At 57.6% G+C, this 19,978-nt stretch carries 20 protein-coding genes and 2 pseudogenes; 9 read left to right on the top strand and 13 right to left on the bottom strand.

Annotated elements, in window-relative coordinates:
* The first annotated feature begins 612 nt into the window (after nt 1-612).
* On the top strand, nt 613-1,437 hold the full coding sequence (locus ASC96_RS15405) for a universal stress protein (protein WP_060504001.1): 825 nt from the start codon (nt 613-615) through the stop codon (nt 1,435-1,437).
* A gap of 12 nt (nt 1,438-1,449) precedes the next feature.
* A pseudogene (locus ASC96_RS33195) lies at nt 1,450-1,650 on the top strand (IS6 family transposase); the annotation flags it as partial.
* A gap of 55 nt (nt 1,651-1,705) precedes the next feature.
* Here the strand turns inward: ASC96_RS33195 and ASC96_RS15395 are convergent.
* From ASC96_RS15395 to ASC96_RS15360, 8 genes and pseudogenes are all read right to left on the bottom strand, one after another.
* Nucleotides 1,706-1,978: pseudogene (locus ASC96_RS15395) on the bottom strand (TSUP family transporter); the annotation flags it as partial.
* Nucleotides 1,960-2,391: a YeeE/YedE family protein gene (locus ASC96_RS15390; protein WP_060503999.1), complete on the bottom strand. Its 432-nt coding sequence runs from the start codon at nt 2,389-2,391 to the stop codon at nt 1,960-1,962. The gene ASC96_RS15390 and the pseudogene ASC96_RS15395, both read right to left, overlap by 19 nt.
* A complete protein-coding gene (locus tag ASC96_RS15385) occupies nt 2,388-2,798 on the bottom strand; it encodes a YeeE/YedE family protein (RefSeq protein WP_060503997.1) in 411 nt (136 codons plus the stop codon). Before ASC96_RS15385 ends, ASC96_RS15390 begins: the two co-directional genes overlap by 4 nt.
* A complete protein-coding gene (bigR, locus tag ASC96_RS15380) occupies nt 2,795-3,136 on the bottom strand; it encodes a sulfite-sensing transcriptional repressor BigR (protein ID WP_060504061.1) in 342 nt (113 codons plus the stop codon). Before bigR ends, ASC96_RS15385 begins: the two co-directional genes overlap by 4 nt.
* Nucleotides 3,136-4,431 (bottom strand): bifunctional sulfur transferase/dioxygenase Blh, encoded by a 1,296-nt coding sequence (gene blh / locus ASC96_RS15375; RefSeq protein ID WP_060503996.1) that lies wholly within the window; start codon nt 4,429-4,431, stop codon nt 3,136-3,138. Before blh ends, bigR begins: the two co-directional genes overlap by 1 nt.
* Before the next feature lie 1,069 nt (nt 4,432-5,500).
* Nucleotides 5,501-5,899 carry a hypothetical protein gene (locus tag ASC96_RS32670; protein ID WP_156393839.1) on the bottom strand — a complete coding sequence of 133 codons (399 nt, stop codon included), beginning with the start codon at nt 5,897-5,899 and terminating at the stop codon, nt 5,501-5,503.
* A gap of 60 nt (nt 5,900-5,959) precedes the next feature.
* Nucleotides 5,960-7,549 (bottom strand): penicillin-binding protein 2, encoded by a 1,590-nt coding sequence (locus tag ASC96_RS15365; protein ID WP_244482068.1) that lies wholly within the window; start codon nt 7,547-7,549, stop codon nt 5,960-5,962.
* Between the two features lie 70 nt (nt 7,550-7,619).
* A complete protein-coding gene (locus tag ASC96_RS15360; RefSeq protein WP_060503990.1) occupies nt 7,620-10,043 on the bottom strand; it encodes a penicillin-binding protein 1A in 2,424 nt (807 codons plus the stop codon).
* A 223-nt stretch (nt 10,044-10,266) separates the two neighbouring features.
* On the opposite strand from ASC96_RS15360, the gene ASC96_RS15355 reads away from it, so the two are divergent.
* A complete protein-coding gene (locus tag ASC96_RS15355) occupies nt 10,267-11,190 on the top strand; it encodes a LysR family transcriptional regulator (RefSeq protein WP_060503989.1) in 924 nt (307 codons plus the stop codon).
* Nucleotides 11,191-11,317: 127 nt separating this feature from the next.
* Here the strand turns inward: ASC96_RS15355 and ASC96_RS15350 are convergent, their stop codons facing one another.
* Complete coding sequence (locus ASC96_RS15350) at nt 11,318-12,208, bottom strand: DMT family transporter (RefSeq protein WP_060503987.1); 891 nt, start codon at nt 12,206-12,208, stop codon at nt 11,318-11,320.
* Nucleotides 12,209-12,283: 75 nt separating this feature from the next.
* Here ASC96_RS15350 and ASC96_RS15345 point away from each other — a divergent pair, with 75 nt between their 5' ends.
* Nucleotides 12,284-13,171 carry a LysR family transcriptional regulator gene (locus ASC96_RS15345; RefSeq protein WP_162246360.1) on the top strand — a complete coding sequence of 296 codons (888 nt, stop codon included), beginning with the start codon at nt 12,284-12,286 and terminating at the stop codon, nt 13,169-13,171.
* 333 nt (nt 13,172-13,504) lie between these two features.
* Here ASC96_RS15345 and ASC96_RS15340 read toward each other — a convergent pair whose 3' ends face one another.
* The gene (locus ASC96_RS15340) at nt 13,505-13,873 is read right to left on the bottom strand and encodes a transposase (protein WP_060503983.1); all 369 of its coding nucleotides are present in this window, start codon (nt 13,871-13,873) and stop codon (nt 13,505-13,507) included.
* Between the two features lie 146 nt (nt 13,874-14,019).
* Nucleotides 14,020-14,343, bottom strand: coding sequence for a hypothetical protein (locus ASC96_RS15335; protein WP_060503981.1), 324 nt, complete (start codon nt 14,341-14,343; stop codon nt 14,020-14,022).
* Nucleotides 14,344-14,556: 213 nt separating this feature from the next.
* On the opposite strand from ASC96_RS15335, the gene ASC96_RS15330 reads away from it, so the two are divergent.
* Complete coding sequence (locus ASC96_RS15330; protein ID WP_156397499.1) at nt 14,557-15,402, top strand: hypothetical protein; 846 nt, start codon at nt 14,557-14,559, stop codon at nt 15,400-15,402.
* A 228-nt stretch (nt 15,403-15,630) separates the two neighbouring features.
* Here the strand turns inward: ASC96_RS15330 and ASC96_RS15325 are convergent, their stop codons facing one another.
* Complete coding sequence (locus tag ASC96_RS15325; protein ID WP_060503977.1) at nt 15,631-15,909, bottom strand: hypothetical protein; 279 nt, start codon at nt 15,907-15,909, stop codon at nt 15,631-15,633.
* A gap of 102 nt (nt 15,910-16,011) precedes the next feature.
* Here ASC96_RS15325 and ASC96_RS15320 point away from each other — a divergent pair, with 102 nt between their 5' ends.
* Entirely contained in the window at nt 16,012-16,344 is a 333-nt protein-coding gene (locus ASC96_RS15320; protein ID WP_060503975.1) for a hypothetical protein, read from the top strand.
* A gap of 963 nt (nt 16,345-17,307) precedes the next feature.
* Here ASC96_RS15320 and ASC96_RS15310 read toward each other — a convergent pair.
* Nucleotides 17,308-17,580, bottom strand: a complete 273-nt coding sequence (locus tag ASC96_RS15310; protein WP_060503971.1) for a helix-turn-helix transcriptional regulator — start codon at nt 17,578-17,580, stop codon at nt 17,308-17,310.
* Between the two features lie 47 nt (nt 17,581-17,627).
* Between ASC96_RS15310 and ASC96_RS31715 the strand changes: the two genes are divergently transcribed.
* From ASC96_RS31715 to ASC96_RS15295, 3 genes are all read left to right on the top strand, one after another.
* Complete coding sequence (locus tag ASC96_RS31715; protein WP_082512093.1) at nt 17,628-18,101, top strand: hypothetical protein; 474 nt, start codon at nt 17,628-17,630, stop codon at nt 18,099-18,101.
* A 33-nt stretch (nt 18,102-18,134) separates the two neighbouring features.
* Complete coding sequence (locus ASC96_RS15300; protein ID WP_056319921.1) at nt 18,135-18,452, top strand: single-stranded DNA-binding protein; 318 nt, start codon at nt 18,135-18,137, stop codon at nt 18,450-18,452.
* A 430-nt stretch (nt 18,453-18,882) separates the two neighbouring features.
* Nucleotides 18,883-19,731, top strand: coding sequence for a DUF932 domain-containing protein (locus ASC96_RS15295; protein ID WP_060503968.1), 849 nt, complete (start codon nt 18,883-18,885; stop codon nt 19,729-19,731).
* The last annotated feature ends 247 nt before the right edge of the window (nt 19,732-19,978 follow it).

The following is a 19,978-nucleotide window of genomic DNA, read 5'->3' as shown; positions in this document are numbered from 1 at the left end:
GGGACTCAACGCTATGATGTTGGTACCGATCATTTTTAACGGCACCCGTTTCAACTCCAAGCGGAGCTGTCAGAGCAAAAGCCTTTATCAAAAGAACGCTGAAAACCGACGCGATCATAAGAATAATGATAATCAGAAGCAGCCATTTTAGGATGACTGCTTGAATCAAGCGGAGTTTGTTCTGCGCTGACCCTGTCAGGGCCTGCATCGTTCGAGCCCGGTCCTTCAAGCCCAGGCATCTGCTCCCCGATGTCGCCTTGACCTCGGACTCTTAAAACTCCCATGGTTTTCGCCAGGACACATTGCTTTTCGTCAAATTTTGCATGCCGACCCATCGACCGGCGAAATATGCACAATCGTGGCCATTACGCGCGGTCCGGGGAACAATGCGTCACATTGACATTGGATATGTCGGCTTTGCCAAGCTGGGCGCCCTGGAAATCGCTTAACCAACCATCCTTCCGCTTTGATGCGGATCAATGCGGATGTTCCGTTGCACTGGTTTAATAAAATTACCGAGCAAACCAAACGAATGGGACGCCCGAAGGATCGTCGCGGAGCGGGACGTTCACTAACGCGGCGGCCGCCGGACCCAATGATGGAGGAGAGCAAATGCCCTTCAAGACGATTCTCAGTGTGACTGGCGCGACGACGATCGATGACGATCTCCGCGTGGCGACCGATCTCTGCCGTCAAGTCGGCGCTCATTTAAGTGCTCTTGTTATAGCCCGGGCGCCAACCGGTAGATATGCCACCCTTTCGCCGGGATGGCTGGAAGAACGCGATCAGAACCTGCAGGCGCTCGATGCGTGCGCAAAGCGGGTTCGCGAAAAGCTGGCGCGAAACGAACTCTCGTTTGACGTCGGCAGCCTCTACGTGGAAGTGGCCGGGCCGAATTTCGACATTGGCGAGCGTGCGCACTACGCCGATCTCGTTCTGGTTGGTCCCAGTGTTTTTCGGGATTCCGATCTGAAGCAGCAGGTCATGGATGGTTGTCTTTTCCAGGCCGGCCGGCCACTGCTAATCGCGCCGCCTGGTAGCACCTCGACGCTGCAACCAAAAACGATCCTGTTGGCTTGGGACTCGCGCCAATCATCCGCGCATGCCGCACAACAAGCACTCGAACTCATGGTGAATGCTCGTTCCGTTCACGTTACCATGGTGGATCCAAACGCGGCGCCCTGGGCGAGCGGCGAAGAACCCGGCGCAGACGTCGCCGCTTATCTCGCCCGTCATCGGATCAACGTGACGGTTGACATATTGCCGAGCGCTGGTCGATCGGTCGCGCAGGTTCTGCAGCAACATGCCGTCGACGTCGCTGCTGATGTCATCGTGATGGGTGCCTACGGCCATTCCCGGCTCCGCGAGTTCATCGTCGGCGGTGTAACAAGATCGATGCTCGCGGAGGCAAGGCTCCCTATTCTGATGGGGCGTTGAGCGGGCGGAAGGACAATCGCCTATGCGACGATCAAAGGTTTCGAGGTCATGCGCGCTTTGCGCAAAGGACAGGCTGCGATTTTCAACCTAACGGGCGACATCCGTGGAGAAGCACGCATTGTTGAACGTCCCTTCGGCATCGGACCAAGCGCGCTGACGGAAGCGGTAGCACTGCTCGCTCAGAGTCTCGAGAACCGCGAGGCTGCCAGGTAATCGACGTACCAACCAACGGCCATTATGATCAAAATGGAAATTTGCAACAGAGCCCTCCAATTGCCCCGAGGAGAGAGAAGACGATGGCGCAGCGCCACCAGACGTGACCCTTGACCGCATGGATCCCGAAATTGGCAAAGGCATTGGCTGAAACGGCCAGTGCGCCCGTTCCTATGGCCACATGCGGCTCGCCGACGCCGACGACATAAAGCAGCAGCGGCGTCGCGAGGATTGAGCCGCCGCCACCGAGAAGACCAAGCATGAAACCGACGACGCCGCCGGAGCCAACTGCTGAGACGATCGAATAGGTCACGATCCGCTCCTCCAGACACGGTCGTGCAGCGTCATACCGACGATCATGGCTACCACAAAGACGAAGGATTCAACGAAGCCGACCGACAATGATGCAACCGCCGGGCCGGGGCAGAAGCCACCGAGGCCCCAACCAACGCCGAACAGCGCGGAGCCAATGACCAACGGGGCGTCGATCGCATTTTTCGACGGAACATGGAAGCTCTCATCGAGAACCGGGCGCCGCATGCGGTACATGATGCGGAACCCGACGAACGCCACAAGAACCGCGCCGCCGAGAACAAAGGCAAGGCTCGGATCCCAGGCCCCGAAGACGTCAAGGAAGCCCTGCACACGCGCCGGGTTCAGCATGCCGGAGAGCGAAAGCCCGAAGCCGAACACTGCACCGGATGTTAGGGCAGCGGCCGTCCGACAGATCCAACGGGTCATTGTCCGACTCCTCTCAGAACTGCCACAGCAACGACGCCTGCGGTCAGAAATGTTGCGACGGCCACCATCGACCGGGGTGAAAGCCGGGCGAGCCCGAGCACGCCATGTCCGCTCGTACATCCAGACCCCATCCGTGATCCGAAACCGACCAGCAGGCCCGCGCCGATGATCAGCGGCCAGCCAGCAGAAATCTCGACGGTCGGCCACTGCCCGAAGCTGTATAGGTAGGCAACCGGACCGAGGATCAGACCGACGACGAAGGCAAGGTTCGTTGCGGTCCTTGCTCCTTGGGCAAGACGTGCAACGATTCCACTGATCCCGGCGATACGACCGTTAAAGAGAAGCAGAATAACGGCCGACAAGCCGATCAACATGCCTCCGATGAGTGAAGGAAGGTAGTGTGTCATTGTTCTTCCTTCTTGCAGAAGATTGTGTAGAGAGCGGCCACGAGCTGGGCCGCCTTTTCTTCCGTCAGGCTGTAGAAGATCTGTTTGCCTTCTCGGCGGGTGATGACGATATTCGCCTCCCGCAGCACCGTCAGCTGCTGCGAAAGATGCGGTTGGTGAAGATCGAGCTTCGCCTCCAGTTCGCTGACGGAGTGCTCACCCTCGACGAGAGTGCAGACGAGCATCAGCCGGGCGGGATGGGCCAATGTCTTCAAAAGACCGGACACTTCGGCTGCGCGCGCTGCCATATCCTGCGGCGTCACTGAGGATTGTTTGCTAGCGTCTTGATCCAAGGCCATCACCATGCGGCCCCCTCCAGAGCGTCCAGTGGGAATTTGAGGTACCGTCTGCCGTTGGCCTCAGGCTCCGGAAGCCGCCCCGCGCGAACGTTCACCTGCAGGGCATGCAGGATCAGTTTTGGCATGGGAAGCGTTTCGTCCCGCGCCGTTCGGATCTTCACGAATTCCTCTTCCGACACGCCGGCGATGTGAGAGTTGCTCCTTTTCTGTTCCTCGACCGTGCTTTCCCAGCGCGGGGGCCGTCCATCGGGCTGATAGTCGTGTCCAGTGAAAATCCGCGTCTCTTCCGGAAGTGCCAGAATGTCCTGGATCGACTTCCATAGCGTGTGTGCGTCGCCGCCAGGAAAATCAGCCCGTGCCGTGCCGCTGTCCGGCATGAAGATCGTGTCGTGGACGAAGGCGGCATCACCGATAACGTAGGTGATGGAAGCGAGCGTGTGGCCGGGCGAGAACATCACCTTCGCGTCGATCGAGCCGACCTTGAAGGTCTCGCCATGTACGAACAGTTTGTCCCACTGCGAACCGTCTGTCTCGAGTTCTGGCCAGTGGTAGATGTCCTTCCAGAGCTTTTGAACGTCGATGACTCGCTCGCCGATAGCAGTGAGTGCGCCAGTCTTCTCCTTCAAGTATTGGGCGGCCGAGAAGTGATCGGCGTGGGGATGGGTATCGAGGATCCATTCGACCGTGAGTTTGTTCTCTCGGATATATTCGAGGATCCCGTCGGCATTGATCGTCGCTGTCGCACCAGCCTTTTCATCGAAATCGCGGACCGGATCGATAATGGCACACTTGCCCGTATCCGGATCCGATACCACGTACTGGATGCTCCAGGTCCGTGCGTCGAAGAAGCCCTTCACAATCGGGCGGCGGGCAAAGTGTTTGTTCAGCCAGTCGTCGGCGGCCGCCAGGTCGATCCCGTACTCTTGGCCGAAGGCGACAACATGATCGCGCTCCATGCGCCCGTCAAGAACCTCGCCGATGGCGTACAGCAGCAATGCGCGGGTGCCAGACTTGCAGTGAGCGATGGCTGGGCCGTCCGCCTTATCCATGGCCTGCCGGAATGCGCGGACGTCGGCTTCGGTGATTGTCGCAACCGTGACTGGCACGTAGGCGTAAGTCATCCCTGCCCGATTTGCAGCCTCTTTCTCGGCGTTCGTTCCCGGCTGCGCTGGCTCCTCCCAATCTGGACGGGCGTTGATCAGTGTCTTAAACCCCAGTTCCGCAAACGACCGAAAGTCTGCGATCTCGGGTTGCGGCACGACGGAGAGTTTGTCGTTTATCTTTGTAAGGGCCATGATAGAGATCTCTAATTTACCAATATACAATTATACATAATATATATTGATATCATTTCAAGCCTTGGAGTTTTTGAAAGGCTGCTTGACCGTCGCCGATGCAAGCCCACCGTCGGAACCAGTGAAGGTTACCGCTCCCTTCGCCTTAATGGGAATCGAACTGACAGCCCCTTCTCAATATCGACCGGTTGAACGCACGTTGCGTAGTCGGATTAAACACATGCACTCGGTTCGAGTTGAAGCCGAGCTTTACGGCTTCCCCAACCCTTGTGCTTCCGCAGCGGTATCTTGGTAGCCTATGAAGACCGTGTATTTCGCGCGCTCGCGGGCGAATGACCGTTTTATTTCAGCCCTTCCGCCTCTGAAATCGAGAGCGTCGCGGTACGCGCTCATGGCTTCGACGTGTTTGAGGAAGGCAGCATTTCGTTCGTTTGCGCTTAGCGCTCGTCTGGAAAGTTCCGCGCCGAGGAAACACCAATCTTCGGAAGGTTACCTCAACCTGTCTGGAGGAACAGCTTTTGCTCCGCCCCCAAGGTGCTAACAGCGCTACCGTTTGCTCAAGGGTTTTTAACTCGGCCAAGGTATTTTGGGGCAAAGTATGATGAAGGTCGGCGCGGCAATGATGCCGCCCGATGCGCAGTTCTTGTCCACAGGCATCTTGAACGACATGTTCCCCAACTAAAGGGTATCGCTTCTGCAGTTTGCCTCCGCGCTCAACGTGTCGCCAAGAAGCTCCACTTTTGTTTGGCGAATGCACTCTTGGAGCGAACCGTGGCTGCGTAGGCGGGGTAATCTCGGCACGTAGAGATGAAAGCGAAGTACCGCATCGCCTTGAACGGAATCAAACCGATTGACTCCATTCTTTGGTTAAGTCTTTGATTTTTCACCTGCGCCACACCGGTACGCCGCACTGAATTATGGAACTATAGCTAGCGAGCTGGTAGTCGTGTCCGCCAGGTCCTGCACTTTATCCGCTAAGTTACGGTTCGGGAGAATTGCTGCGATGGAGCTTCACCCCATGCTGGATTGCTCGAAGCTGTTGTGCCAACATTTCTTTTTAGAGGCGACATCAATCGCGCGAGGCAAGGCAAGGGTCAAGCAAAACATGCTTGCTATCTTGAATCGCCATGCCACCGCGGACGGTCACGACCTCGCCGACACGCATTCCGTTGTCAGAATACGTCACACACAACACACGGATGCCCGGCAAAGAGCAGATGCCGATATACCAGAGCACTCCGTCTGTATCCACGATCGTCAAAGGGCCGGTTGCCCACAGATCGACCCGTTGATAACTTTCAGCCTGAAAATTCAGAATTGTTCCGCTTAAATTCGCGCAAGTCGCAATTTCCTGGGGTGTCCCTTCTGGATATGTCAGACCAGGTCTACCGGGGTAAAGATCGTCTTGGGCCACGGCCAGTGATGCGCAAGACAACAGGGCGACGACATGTAAAACCAGGCGTTCCATACTTTATCCTCTCATGGACAATTACGTGAGATCGGCCGTGAACGCGTGAGTTCAGGGCCGTTAGAAAGATTGGTCGGGAGGCTCATTAAATGAGGGAAGCTCCCCGAGCATTGGAAGAATGCGGCTAAAAACCGCGCTGCCAGTTGGCACGGCGTTCCACCCGGATGTGCGAAATCCATAGGTTTCCGGCAGCCCCTTTGGCTCGTCCAGAAGTGTCAGCACAAGAAATCTGGGGGCGTCGGCAGGCACCACTCCCATAAAGGAGGTGATGTTCAGTGTCTTTGAATACCTGCCTTCGACGACTTTTTCTGCCGTGCCGGTCTTACCGCCTATCCGGTATCCGGGTACACCACCGTTTCGAGCAGATCCCACGTCGGCATTCAGCTCGAAAAGATAGCGCATGGCCTCCGTCGTTCCAGGCTTGACAAGGTCCGTGCCGAGGAGACGGGGAGCCAGAGCTGACATCTTGATGAAAGTGGGTCGGATCAGCTTTCCACCGTTGACCAGAGCAGCGACCCCGACACTCGCCTGTAGCGGTGTGACCGCAATACCGTGACCGAAAGAGGCGGTCGCCGTTTCAATGTCGTTCCAGCGCTTCGGAAGGATCGGAGTGGCTGTTTCGGGCAGTTCCGTCCGAAGGGCCTCCATCTGTCCAAATTGCTGCAGAAAGCGCCGGTGAGTTTCTTTCCCGATGTCCAGAGCCATCTTCGCCATCGAGATGTTCGACGAGTAGATGAATGCCTCTGGAAGCGACAACGGCCTGTACTTGCCTTGGAAGTCGTGAATCCGCGCGCGACCGAAAGCGAGTGGCTTGCTTGCATCAATCACCGAATGGATCGAGTATCGGCCAGAGTCGATCGCCATGGCGGTGGTCAGCGATTTGAACGTTGAACCCATTTCGAAATTTGCCGCGGCAATTCGATTGATGCGATCAGGCTTAAGCGCCTCCGAGGGAGCGTTCGGGTCAAAGTCGGGCAACGATGCGAGGGCAAAGACCTCTCCGGTCTCGACCTGAAGCACGAGCCCCGCCGCCGCCTTGGCTGAATATTTCTCGATCGCCTTTTTCAATTCGGACTCGAGTGCATGCTGCACGCGGATATCGATCGTGGTAACAACGGGTTCCAACGCGTCAGCCGTGGTATCTATGCCGCTTGAACGAAGGTCCGCCAGTCCTTCTGTTTCCATCCACTTCTCCAGCCCCGAGATGCCAATGTTATCGACATTCACGGCGCCAAGCACATGTGCTGCCAGTGCTCCGTTGGGGTAGAACCGCTTTGTCTCACTCCGAAAGCTGAGCGCTGGAACGCCGGCGTCCCACAGCGCCTGTTCTTCGAACGGCGTTATCTGCCGCTTGATCCAAGCAAAGTGCGCGCTTGTGGCAAGTTTGTCATAGAGCTGACGATGGTCGAGCTCTGGAAACACGGAGGTGATGCGCTCGACTGCGTCGTCGATATCGACAATCAGCCTCGGTATCGCGAAAGCACTGGTGATGGGGAGATCCATCGCCAAGATCGCACCATTTCTGTCCAGAATTGCGGGACGGCGGTTTGCGACGACCTTCGGCAAACTGGCTAACAATGGAGGCTCCAGGAGCCCGAGGAAGGTCAGACGCGCGAGCATGAGTGGAATGAGGCCCAGGAACGCCGCCATGATCAGCAGGAGCCTGCGATTTCGGCTCTGGCCGCTCGACTGCGGCCTTGATCGCAAGGTGCGGCGCATCTCAATACAGACCGCCGGTGCTGCGCATCAGCCGGTCAAGCAACTCATCGTCAAATCTTCCTGACGATGAACCGACTATGGGGTCTGCCGTATCAGCAATCACGTCGCACGGGGCCACGCAGGGGCCTGTTCCCGGCTTGAAGACTTCCAAAACTGAGCCCGATTGCTCTTCTGTCGCCGTTCCGTTTCGCCGGTCGATACGGTGAAGGATCATACCGTCCGGCCGATGGAACGTGCCTCTCTTCCAGTCAGCGAGCGCTGTTTTCATATAGTCGATGAATACAGGCGCAGCCAGCCCCCCTCCAGTCTCGCCCGAGCCCATAGGGGTCGGCGTATCGTAGCCCATGAAGACACCGGTCACAAAATCCGGCGTATAGCCGACGAACCAGACGTCCTTTTCATCGTTTGTCGTCCCCGTCTTTCCCGCGAGCGGTACCCCGAGGACGTTAACACTCCTCGCTGTGCCACGCTGGACCACGCCTTGCAGCATCGAGGTGATCTGGTAGGCAGTCATCGGGTCGAGCACATAGTCCTTGTCGTCAACCACAGTGGGTTCAGGCTGCCCATTCCAATGCGCAGTGTTGCAGCCATCGCAGCGTCTTTCGTCCTGCTTGAAAATCGTCTGTCCGTCGCGACTTTGAATACGGTCGACGAACGATGGAAGCACCTCGCGGCCACCGTTGGCGAAGACGGCATAAGCCGCTACCAACCGCATCAGTGTGGTTTCACCCGCGCCAAGTGACATCGGAAGATATTCTTTCAGATCATCATAGAGGCCAAAGCGCTCGCCGTAGTGCGCCACGACATCCATTCCCACAGCGCGCGCAAGTCGTACCGTCATCTGATTGCGACTGTTTTCCAATCCTGTCCTGAGCGTAGATGCACCGCCCGAACGACCGTCATAATTTTTGGGACGCCACACTCTGCCTGCGCCGTCGGAAATGGCTAAGGGTGCATCGAGCACCAAGGTCGCGGGGGTGTAACCAGCGTCAAGCGCAGCCGCGTAGACAAACGGTTTGAACGATGAGCCTGGCTGACGGAAAGCCTGGGTCGCGCGGTTGAATTGTGATTGAGAATAAGAGAAACCACCGGCCATCGCCACGATCCGACCGGTCCTTGCCTCCATAGAGACCAGCGCACCTTGAACCTGTGGCGGCTGGCGTACGCGATACCCATCTTCAGTCTTCTCGACATAGACGACATCGCCCACCGAAAAGACGTCGGACGCGTTCTTGGCACATCGTCTTTTGCCTTTCTGCGGGGTGCAAAGAGCCCAACCGAGCGATTTTAGATCCATCTCGATTGGAGTTTCATTGACGACATCCGAAGTTAGAACCACACCATTCGCATCGACCCGTGTCACAAGGGTCAGGCGCCACTCGGGCACATCAACCAGAGGCGCAATCTTTCTTGAGGCGGATGGCCATTCGGCATTGTTCGCCAGATGGGTCAGCGGCCCGCGATAGCCTTTGGCCTGATCGTACTCAACCAGCCCCCTCTGTAACGCGCTCATCGCCGCACGTTGAAACACAGGGTTCAAGCTTGTCCGTATGCTGAATCCGGCACGATAAAGTTCAACCTCACCATACTTGGTCAGCAGGAACCTGCGAACCTCCTCTGTGAAGTATTCCGCTTTTTCAACTGTGGGGAGATTTTCGCTGAGAACGACCTCCAACGGCTCCGCCATGGCCCGAAGCGCGTCTGCTTTGGTAATAAAGCTGTTCGCCAACATCTGCTCTATCACCCAGTTCCGACGTGCAATTGCTCGGTCTCGGGCCTTGACCGGATGGTAGTTGTTCGGGCCCTTCGGGAGCGCCGCCAGATAAGCGGCCTCAGCGATGTCGAGTTCGGCCACGCCCTTGCCGAAGTAGCTCAACGCCGCCTGTGCCACCCCATAGCTTCCGGCGCCCAAGTAGATATCGTTGAGGTAGAGTTCGAGCAGTTGATCCTTGGTGAAGGCTTGGCTCATGCGAACAGCCAGCAGCACTTCCTTCAGCTTGCGCTCAAGCGTCCGGGCATTCGTCAGCAGGAAGTTCTTGGCTATCTGCTGTGTGATCGTCGAGGCCCCGATGAGGCGATCACCGCTCAAGCTATTTTCGATGTTCGACAGGAAGGCCTGTCCAATGCTGAGCGGATCGACACCCGAATGACTGTAAAAGTTCTTGTCCTCGGCAGCGAGAAATGCGCCTCTCACACGCAGCGGCACAGCCTCGATCGGCATGAAAAGACGCTTCTGGTGGGCAAATTCCGCCAGAATTGTTCCATCCCCAGCGTAGAGCCGTGAGGTGACGGAGGGATGCCAGTTGGCAAGCATCGTATGGTCGGGAAGCTCGGCGCTAAAATTCGCGATCAAGACGTAAAGCATCACTGCAAGCACGAGCCCGAGATTGATTGCGGCACTCAAAATTCCTCCCAGAAGCTTCATTCCGTACTCCATCTACATCCGGCCCGCTCTCCATGAGCCAAGTCATGGGACAGCCGAAAGCAAGCCTCTCTTCTCGTGAGAAGCCCGATTTTTCTTGGCGACCTGATCGTTCCGCCGAGTTCTTGTTGCGACCGGCTATTTCAATGATGGTGTGATATAGGGGTTGATACCTCCGCACAAACGACGTTATTTAGGATCAGATACAAATTTAATTTGGGTCACCATGGTCCGTCCGCATCTGCCACTCAACGCGCTTCGCGCCTTCGAAGCATCCGCAAGGCATTTGAGTTTTACCCGGGCGGCGATTGAGCTCTCGGTAACGCAGGCTGCCGTCAGCCATCAGGTCAAGATTCTCGAAGACCGCTTGAAAGTCAGCCTCTTCAAGCGCATCTCGAGAGGTCTGATGGTAACCGCAGAAGGCGAGGCGCTTCTGCCAGTGGTGCGCGATTCATTCGACCGCATGGCCGATATGCTCGAGCGCTTCGAGGGCGGTTACGTGCGGGAGGTCCTCACCGTCGGCGTCATCGGAACATTCGCGGTAGGTTGGCTATTGCCACGTCTTGCTGACTTTCAACTACACCACCCGCAGATCGAACTGCGACTATCCACCAACAACAATCGCGTGGACATCGCAGCTGAGGGCTTGGATTTCGCGATCAGGTTCGGGAGCGGCGCCTGGCACAATATCGAAGCCGAACACCTGTTTGATGCACCGCTCTCTGCGATCTGCATTCCTGAAATGGCAAAGAAACTGAAACGCCCGGAAGACCTTTTCAGGAATGTTCTTCTGAGGTCCTATCGCGCAGATGAGTGGACCGGATGGTTTGCAGCGGCCGGCGTGACTGGAGAGCCGCCGATCGCAAGCGGCATAATGTTCGACTCGTCCCTCGCCATGATCGAGGCGGCACTGCAAGGCGCAGGCGTCGCACTCGCGCCGCCACTGATGTTCCAGCGGCAACTGACAATGGGTTCGCTGCAGCAGCCTTTCGATGTTTTCGTGTCGCGTGGGAGCTATTGGCTCACATCGCAAAAATCCCGGAGCGGAACGCCTGCAATGTCAGCGTTCAGGAAGTGGCTCCTGGACGCGGCGATCCCCCTCGCGATGCAATCAACCGGAAAGCAACGCGCTAAAACGGGTTTGAGCTAGGCATTAAAAAAATTGGGGGTTGTCGTCAGCGGACGTCGGCTCCCCTTTTTCCGACCTGGCCTCTCCGGCACCGGAAGTACGGGCCGTTTTCAGGTTACCAGAACTGTGGGACTTCTATTGCATAGCCCTATCGTCGGCCGAGCGTGTTGACAGCGAGGACCCCGCCCAGAGCCAATGCGCCACCGAGAAGCGTTCTGGTTTCAGGCGTCTCGCCGAGGCCGGCCCAAGCGAAAAACATGGCACATGGCGGAATGAGATAGAGAAACTGGCCGGCTCGCGCCGCACCAAAATGTTTGAGCGCATATGTCCAGCACGACTGACCGATGGCCGCCGGCGCGACGGCAAGAAAAACAACCGCGCCAACAGTTGCCTGTGAGGCGGCGGCAAGCTGCTCGAGCCCTGCGGGAAGCCATGGGCACAGCGCAACGGTTCCAGCAAGTACAACCGCAGCCGTTACGGACAGAGGGTTGTGGCGAGCGAGGAGCGGCCGTTGCAGAACCGAATAGGTTGCCGCACTCGCCGCTGCCCCCACAATCAGTATCGTTCCCGCGCCAAACACCAGACCTCCGGGCTGGCCCGAAGCGATGACGGCAACACCAGAGAGTGCAAGGAGTGCGCCGCACCAGGCCCAGGCACTGAACCGCTCTTTCAGGAAAACAACCGCGAGCCCAACCATGAAGAGGGGCTGTGTGTTGACGATAAAGCTGGCCGCCCCCGCAGAGACCGAAGCCTGCCCCAGGTTCAAGAGCATGTTGTATGCGGCAATGCCGAGCACGCCGCATATCAGAATCACAAAGAGGTCGCGCGTGGGAAAACGGAACTGGCGCTGCCACAGCAGCCATCCGAGAGCGAGGAACGAAGCGAGCGCAAAACGGACACTCGCCATGGGGAGAGGTTCCAACTCGCGCAGCGAAATGCCGATGGCCGCGAACGAGGCCGACCAACTGATAATCGTTCCAGCGACCGCGAGGGCGGGTAAGAGTGTTGTCTGGGTGGGAAGCTTTATTGTCTGGGTCATGACCGAGTTTTGCCACATCGGATGCTGTTGACATATGGCGCACATCGATATTCTGTTGTGCGCATGGATCACAGCTTGCCAAGCCTCGACGCTTTCGCAGCCGTACTGCACGCGGCCGAAACGGGATCATTCTCCGCTGCTGCCAATGCGCTCGACATCACCCATGGGGCGATCAGTCGCCGGATCGCCCTCGTGGAGGCTTGGGCCGGCTTCCGGATCTTCGAGCGGCACGGACGCGGCGTGCGGCTGACGGAAGCGGGGCAAGACATCGCCGCACAGGTGGAAACCCTTCTTCTCCAGTTTCGCGACATCGGACTTGCGGGGCCGCGCGGCGCAGACATGCCAATTGTGCGCACTGGGGTCATCAACTCCTTCGCGCGGCTTTGGATGATACCGAATTTGATGCGGCTCGAAGGCGACCCCAAGGACCTGCACATCCTTCTCGACATCGATTCACGGCTGATGCCCTTGGCAACCGACCGTATCGCAATCCGCTACGGAGCTGGCCCCTGGCCCGCGAGCCGGTCAATCCCACTCGCGCGAGAGATGTTCAGGCCCTACGCCTCGGCGGGTCTCGCCGCAACGTTACCCGCAGATCTAAATCCCAAAACCATCCTATCCTACCCTTTGATCCATGACCAGTATGATGACGGCTGGCCAATGTGGCTGGATTTGCCGCGCCTGGCGGTCCGTCCTCTGGACAGACACCTGCCCGGCTACGATCTGACATTGCTTGCTGCGGCCGAGGGATTGGGTATTGCTTTGGTGCGCGCACCTTACGGCGATCACGCGTGCAGAAGGCTTGGCCTTCTACCCGTCGCAGAACGCAGGGTCGTGAATCCCAAGATGTTTCACATCGTGGTGCACAATGGGCGCTTGTCCAAAGCCACTCAGAGACTAGCCGACCGCATCGAAAAATTGTTTTCCGCCGACGCCAGTGTTCGAGAGGCGACGTTCAGGTGAATCCACCTGGCCAGAGTGCAAAACCCGATTTTCATGAGGGATGTAGTTATGAGTGATCTGTGCTCTGAGAGCGGCGGTGAGAAAGTCTGCCAGGGTAGAGGCGGGATAGTCCTGCTGCGCTGGAATAAAACCCAGCCACCTATATACCCTTCTGCGACGAATGCAGGAGGGCCCGGGATCTACACCGTGGAACGTTATCTGAAGGTGCGACTGGCTTTCTCGGAAAGGATGAGCCGGCGTCATCCTGGGCAAGGGCTGCCAGGCCTTCTATTCCTTTGCGCATGTCCGTGATCTCACACGCAAGATAGACCCGAACGCCGGTCCCAGGCCCGATCATGCTGCTTCCACCGCCCGAATAAGCTGCGTCAGTGCGGCCGTATCGACCGCGCTGCCGAAGCGCAGGATGCGACCGCGGCTCAATCGCAATTCGATCATCCCGGAGCGGCCCTCCCTGCATTCCTGAACATCGGTCTGTACAGAATTCATATCGATGGGAACAAACAATGCATTCGCAGACGCCGACAGCAGCCCCTTCTTTTTGAGTTCGCCACGCCAGGTGTAGATCTGCTGACGCGTTACATCGTACCGGTGAGCAACCTCTGTGATCGTGGCTCCCGCAACCCCAACCGACATGACAATCGCGAGCTTCTCATCATCGCGCCATCGACGCCGCCGCTCTTGCCCAAGAATTTCAACCCGCATCGCAATCCCCGCATAAGACACGTCGCTAACGACGTCGTTACACACGTGTCTTAGGCTATCAGGGCGTTAAGCGGCAGGCGGTGCCAATCGGGCGGTTACGATATTGCGGCAGGCAGTGTTTTAGATGTCGGATGACGCGGCCGCCGCTAGACTTCGATCCCGGTGAGCAAAGGCAATGCCGGCGCCGTGCCGCTATCGACCGGCTGGGTCTTGGGCCTGCGCACGGAGGACTTACTCTTCCTCGCTTTCGACGGCGGGTCGTCAGGCGCTGTCAGTTCGAGTTGCTCGACGCCCGGCGACAAGGTCTCGGCAGCCGACTGCACCCTGTCGGTGTTAAGAGATGTGGGCGCCGGCTCCGTCACGGCGTGCTCCGTTGACACGACAACAGTCCGTGGTTTCGGGCTGGGGGATTTTGGGACTGCCCGTTGCAGCGGGACGTCGGGCTCGACATAGCGGGAATAGCGAATCATCGGCTGTGAGCCTCCATAATGTTCACTAATCGTTCTCATTTGGAGACGAGAGTGTCAACGCGATAAGTTGGGTCAATGACCGGCGAGCAATCGCTCCTGCGCTATCTTTCGACAGCGGGAGGGACTCTAAGCCCGCAGCCAAACAAGCCGCACTGGCTTCTCCGCACTCGTTGGACCACTATGGACGAAGATACTCAATCGTTGGGGACCAGCATGTCGTCAAGTTTCGTTCGCCAGCGCCGGGTATTTTTTCTGCTTGCCGCTACGTCAGCCATTGTTGCCTTCACCGTTCCGAGTGTTCAGGCGGCCGACAGCGCGTGTAGCGCTCGAGGCGCCGACACCGTCAGGCAAGCTTACCCCGCGGCGAAACAAGTTTCCGAACGGGAAATCAAGCTTGGAGTCCAGACCATCGGGCTACCGGCAGATTTGGGCGACAATCCTCATGAACTGATCTGCAAGACGTGGCCCGCCCGCCCCGAGCTCACGCTTTTCGCAGTACCTCTCATGACGAGCCAATCCGAGGACGGAAACGAAGGAGATATCGAACTGCTCGTTGTCGAAAGCGACGATCTCAAGCTGAAGCACCGGCTGCGCCTTCCAGACCTTCTCACCGACGATGCCGTCTTCGTCTCAGGCGTGGCTTTTGACACCGCATACTATCGCCTTTCAGAGAGCGAGATTGCCTTCGGATTGCGCATTGAACGGCGCGGAAGTTCGAGCCCCAATCCGTTTGGCGAGACAGTCCTGTGGCTCTTTGTCATAGACAACAACGAACTGAAACCTGTGCTCGATAACATTGTGGTCGCAGGGCACCAGGGCGAATGGGATACCAATTGCGCTGGGGAATTCCAGACCATCGAGCGCACGCTCGCCACGGGGCGCCTTCAACCAAACCGCCGTTCCGATATCCTCGTCTCGGAGAAGAAAACAAAGACTATCAGCACGTTGGGCCCGGACGGAGAGTGTGTGGACGATAAAGACGCGATCACAACTGTCCGTCGTCTGCGCTTCGAGGGGACTGCTTATCAGGTGCCGGAAAACCTCAAACGAATCGACTAAATGCACCGCGGGCTCGCGAAATCACCGAGCCGGTACGTGCATTTTACGGTCACGTAGTGCACCAAAACCGCACCGCCCGCCGCCGTCTAATTAAGACCGATAATGTTGGCTTATCGGTCTTTACTATCACGCCCGGAGTTGATGGCTGTATCGTCGCGCAGAACCGTAAAGATACCGTTTCCAGGAGGCTGCTCCGGCTCTCAGCACGGGGCAGAATGTACGCGCCCGTCACGCCCCGCCCCTGCCGGCGCTTCGCCCAATCACCGTGAGTGCAGGAGAGGCGTGATCTGCTGCCCAGTATGACATGTCGTCGGCCGCGCACTGCTCAGGTGACCAACCGTCTTCCTGCGATGCATCCCAATAGGCGGCAGCCACGCCGGTTGCGTACTCGCCGACTCGCTTGCCATATGCGACCTGGTCGACCGGATGACAATTAACAATGTGCGCGACAAAGCGGCCTTTGAAAACAGATAACATGATCGGGAGATCTGGATGTTTGTTGTGCATTTACGTGGCCGTCGTTTCGGGAATTGACGTTTCATTATAGCGCGTTAAGTGCAGCTGCCAAAGCGAACTTCATTGCCCCGATAAAAAGCAAGGATCCAGAACATGAACTCCCCTGAGGAACGAAGGGCGCGCTGGCAAAAGTCACTGGACCATAAAACTGCCCATGGGCTTCGTGTGGACAACGATCCTGTTTTCTTGGCTTGGATCGAAGAGTGGATTGCCGGCGACGTCAGTATCAAAGAGGTGCAGGAGCGATATGCAGCTCTGCTGATGTCGAGAGAGAAATCGGGGTTAGCTGCCAATGACGTCGCGACAGCGCCCATAGAGGAAGTCAGGGATGAACGCCCGGAGGTTGCCGACCTTCAAATCAGACAAGCCGTGAACCGATCAAATTCGACACGAACCGGCGATGCTGCATGGGGCATCGATGACTAGGCACGTGAATCGTGAGCAAAAACGAAAGGGCTTCTGCTGCTAATCTAAACAGAAGCCCTTTCCTGCCCGGAGCGTTCGAATTCTGCGGACAGCCCAAGCAACTTGACAGGCCACCATACGTCAACTGGTTTACCGTATCTGGAGGCCAGAGGCGCGTCACGACATCTGGTCGTACTAACGATAAGCTGATGTCATCCGCCTGCACGCCAATTGATCCGGACTTCCCGCGCGTTGGCGCGTGGCTCGTCACCCGCGATTTCCCGCTCAAATGTCCGCCCAAGCTTTGACCTGAGAGGCTTGCGCACCTACCCTACTCCATCTCGGATCAGGGGGTCGGACTTGATCCGGCATTGGGTCCGCACAGCACTCTAAATGAGTTTCGTCAGCAGTGTAAAAAGCGGTATCGCCGCGTCGAGGGCGAAACGCATCGCCGATTTTAACGCGCTGGCGCACATATCAAAGGCCGAAGCTCCTGTACGATCACCCCTACCCCCGGAGACACCATGGCGCCGGTCCAGTTGTCGGAGAAGGTCCCTCCCCCATCGGCGGCCGAAAGCCATATCACTTCGTTTGTCGCCAGCTCAATTTTCACCTCGTTGCCGATCGGACTGCCTGCCACCGTCTGGACATAGTGGCGCTTAATGGAATGGCTTCGCCCCGTATGGTCCAGGAAACTGTTCTCGGGGTAGTTCAGTTTTATCGTACCCTGATCCGAGTGCGAGGAGCAGTCGGTGGATCGTTCACAGCGAATGAGCGTGGAGAATGTGCAGGTCCATAGCAGACTGGTGCGCCACATAGGATTATCCGCGGCATTCGCAGTGCTCGTCGCCAGCAGTAGGACTGCGAGGAAAGGGTGCTTCAGGTCCACGGTCACTCCCATCATAGTCCGGATGAACCACATCCTAAGGGTACAGATGGAAGAAGTAATTATAGTTTTCTAAGACCGCAAGGCACGACGATCGATTAGTCTGCCCGGACTTCGGATTTCTGCCCCATCATCAGCGCCTGCAACGGAATTTTCAGGTTAGTGCTGATCCGGGTGATGACCTGCAGGGAAGGGTTGGCGGAACCGTCGAGAATCTGAAGGTAGTAAGGCGATGTGATCTCGCACAGGCTCGCCATCTCCTTTTTGTTGAGGCCGCGCTTCTCCCGCTCGCGTTCCATGGTCATCGCCATGTTTCGCAGGATCATCGTGCCCAGGTCAGTATCGGTCTTCTTGCGCTTGCTCGTTGCCATCTGATTAATTATATTTAATTTCCCATTGAGTCATGTGAGAGGTGTCCATGTCGGTCAAAGTCAAACGAATGAACGTCGTCATTGGAATTCTTCTGTCCGTATCGGCCACCGTGTCCAGTGCTCCCGCAACGGCGAGCGACTGGGGCTGTGAAGTGTTGCTGTGCGCAGCGTCGTCCAATCCCTCTTGGCGCGGTGTTGCCTCCTGCCATCCGCCGATGAAGCGGCTGATCTCGGCGATGAAGAAGCCCGGCTTCGATTGGCCAACCTGCCCGGCTGCAGGCACAGGTTCCCCCGGCTTTGAGCGTTATGCTGCGTGCCCGAAGGGATATCAGGTGGGAAGTCGGCAAGACAGGAACGGTTTTGGCAGAGAGCAGAACCTCTGCGTAAAGACAGTGAATATGTGCCAGGGCAGGCAAACGGTCTCCATATCCCGACCGCTCAAGTCAGAGCCCTATTTCTTTGACATCAAGAATGAAACCTCAGGTCAAACCGAGCGGCATTGGTTCGAACTCCACAAATAAACGCTTTTAACCGGTTAAGGAAGGTTTAAATCGATGCGACACGTGAATCGCCACACCATTCTCGGGCATGTTGGGAACCTGGTGGAACTCAAAAATGTGCTGAAGGTCAACATTGCCGCGAACCGTGAGTGGCAGGCCGACGGGGAAAAGAAAACGGCCACCGATTGGGTTCAGGTCACCATTCTCGACAAGAAGCAGGTGGAGTGGATCACACAGAACGTCGTTTCGGGCGATCTCGTCTATGTCGAGTCCCGGATATCCAATTCCAGCTACGAGCGCGACGGCGAACAGGTCTACACCACTGATATCATTGCGCAGCTGTTCAACCTGGTTGCCAAGAAAGCCGCTTGAGCCGATGTGAGCCTTTGAGGTCACCGCCCGTTCCGGCCGGCCGCGCTCTATGCCGTTGGCACGAAGCCGGCCTGTGGCCGTCTTCGCCGATGCCGGTAACGATCGCTTGTCCAGTCGGTCGCTCCGCACCCGAAATCGAGGCCCGTCACGGGCCGCATGTCTTTTGCGCCCCATGACATCGTCCCCCAGGCCGGTCAAGCGGCCCGTGAAGTCAGGTCATCTTCCGCACCAGCCCGTCCTGTGGTCGGGCCCGAGAAGATGCCCGCCTTCCGCGCCACGCCACTTGACAGTCCCGGTTGCCGCCGTGGGGCGGGCTATCGCCCTCCCCCCTCTGTCCGGGGGAATGTCAGAGGCCATTCCCCCGGAAGACCGGGGAGGCTTCGCCCGATAGGGCTCCCCTTCGGGAAACGGGAATTTAGGAGACAGACCCATGAGCATTTACACCCAGACCGCCCGCTTCGATACCGGCCGCGCCATGACCGAAACCGAGATGCGCCAGATCGCGCCGTCCATCTTCGCTGTCAGGGCCCATGAAAGCCGGTCGGAACGTTTTAAGCCGATCCCGACGATTGAGGTTCTGCGCGGCCTGATGCGGGAGGGCTTTGTGCCGGTAGGCGCCAAGCAATCGAACAGCCGCATCGAGGGAAAGGCCGATTTTACCAAGCATCTCATTCGCCTGCGCCGTGTCGACGATGGCAAGGTCTATAATGTCGGGGATACCGTCTGCGAAATCCTGCTGAAGAACGCCAATGACGGGACCAGTGCCTATGAACTGATGGCCGGTCTGTTCCGTGTCCGCTGCCTCAATTCTCTGGTCACCCAGACCGGCACGATCGATGCCATCAAGATGCGCCATTCCGGCGACGTTCAGCACAAGGTTATCGAAGGCACCTACCGCGTGCTGGGCGAGGCCGAACGCACGCTTGCCGCTCCACAGGACTGGTCAACCCTTCGGCTCAATCGGGAGGGATCCAACATTCTTGCCGATGCCGCCCATGTGCTACGGTTTGGAGATGGTGACGGTGAAACGAAGACGCCGATCAAAGCCGAACAGCTGCTTCTTCCCAGACGTCATGATGACCGCACTGACGATCTTTGGACGGTTTGGAACGTCGTTCAGGAAAACGCCATCAAGGGCGGTTTGCGTGGCGTCGGCCGTGACGATCTCGGCAGGCCGCGCCGTGTGAAGTCCCGCGCCGTTAATGGCATTGATCAGGATATCAAGTTAAACAAGGCGTTGTGGCTTCTCGGCGAACGGATGGCAGCGCTGAAGGCTTGAACCTTCCCGCGTAAGGCGTCGTCGGTAACGGCGGCGCTTTGCCCTCCCCTCCCATAGCCGCCTGCGGTAGCTGTCCCTTGCCGCTATCGAAGCGGCGGGTCAGCTTCGAGGGGTGCCCCAAAGCCCACCCCTCGCACTCCCTTCCCGCCCGTCGGCGCGAAATGGCTTGCCAAATTGCTTTTAAACCAAGCCTTGAATTTCAGTTATTGCAGTTAATCGCTGCGACCTCTATATTGACCGCACAGGA

The sequence above is a fragment of the Rhizobium sp. Root1204 genome (genome assembly GCF_001424965.1).
GTDB lineage: Bacteria > Pseudomonadota > Alphaproteobacteria > Rhizobiales > Rhizobiaceae > Pararhizobium.
The sequence above is the reverse complement of the archived record's forward strand: the minus strand, read 5'-3'. Positions and strand labels throughout refer to the sequence as shown.

Excerpts from the sequence above, each read along its gene's own strand:
- ASC96_RS15385 (WP_060503997.1), bottom strand. The coding sequence starts at position 2,798 with ATGACACACTACCTTCCTTCACTCATCGGAGGCATGTTGATCGGCTTG.
- ASC96_RS15300 (WP_056319921.1), top strand. The coding sequence starts at position 18,135 with ATGCGACACGTGAATCGCCACACCATTCTCGGGCATGTTGGGAACCTG.
- blh (WP_060503996.1), bottom strand. The coding sequence starts at position 4,431 with ATGGCCCTTACAAAGATAAACGACAAACTCTCCGTCGTGCCGCAACCC.
- ASC96_RS15365 (WP_244482068.1), bottom strand. The coding sequence starts at position 7,549 with ATGGCGGCGTTCCTGGGCCTCATTCCACTCATGCTCGCGCGTCTGACC.
- ASC96_RS15360 (WP_060503990.1), bottom strand. The coding sequence starts at position 10,043 with ATGAAGCTTCTGGGAGGAATTTTGAGTGCCGCAATCAATCTCGGGCTC.
- ASC96_RS32670 (WP_156393839.1), bottom strand. The coding sequence starts at position 5,899 with ATGGAACGCCTGGTTTTACATGTCGTCGCCCTGTTGTCTTGCGCATCA.
- ASC96_RS15405 (WP_060504001.1), top strand. The coding sequence starts at position 613 with ATGCCCTTCAAGACGATTCTCAGTGTGACTGGCGCGACGACGATCGAT.
- ASC96_RS15295 (WP_060503968.1), top strand. The coding sequence starts at position 18,883 with ATGAGCATTTACACCCAGACCGCCCGCTTCGATACCGGCCGCGCCATG.
- ASC96_RS15320 (WP_060503975.1), top strand. The coding sequence starts at position 16,012 with ATGAACTCCCCTGAGGAACGAAGGGCGCGCTGGCAAAAGTCACTGGAC.
- ASC96_RS15335 (WP_060503981.1), bottom strand. The coding sequence starts at position 14,343 with ATGATTCGCTATTCCCGCTATGTCGAGCCCGACGTCCCGCTGCAACGG.
- ASC96_RS15390 (WP_060503999.1), bottom strand. The coding sequence starts at position 2,391 with ATGACCCGTTGGATCTGTCGGACGGCCGCTGCCCTAACATCCGGTGCA.
- ASC96_RS15325 (WP_060503977.1), bottom strand. The coding sequence starts at position 15,909 with ATGCACAACAAACATCCAGATCTCCCGATCATGTTATCTGTTTTCAAA.
- ASC96_RS15340 (WP_060503983.1), bottom strand. The coding sequence starts at position 13,873 with ATGCGGGTTGAAATTCTTGGGCAAGAGCGGCGGCGTCGATGGCGCGAT.
- ASC96_RS15330 (WP_156397499.1), top strand. The coding sequence starts at position 14,557 with ATGTCGTCAAGTTTCGTTCGCCAGCGCCGGGTATTTTTTCTGCTTGCC.
- ASC96_RS15350 (WP_060503987.1), bottom strand. The coding sequence starts at position 12,208 with ATGACCCAGACAATAAAGCTTCCCACCCAGACAACACTCTTACCCGCC.
- ASC96_RS15355 (WP_060503989.1), top strand. The coding sequence starts at position 10,267 with ATGGTCCGTCCGCATCTGCCACTCAACGCGCTTCGCGCCTTCGAAGCA.
- bigR (WP_060504061.1), bottom strand. The coding sequence starts at position 3,136 with ATGGCCTTGGATCAAGACGCTAGCAAACAATCCTCAGTGACGCCGCAG.
- ASC96_RS31715 (WP_082512093.1), top strand. The coding sequence starts at position 17,628 with ATGTCGGTCAAAGTCAAACGAATGAACGTCGTCATTGGAATTCTTCTG.
- ASC96_RS15310 (WP_060503971.1), bottom strand. The coding sequence starts at position 17,580 with ATGGCAACGAGCAAGCGCAAGAAGACCGATACTGACCTGGGCACGATG.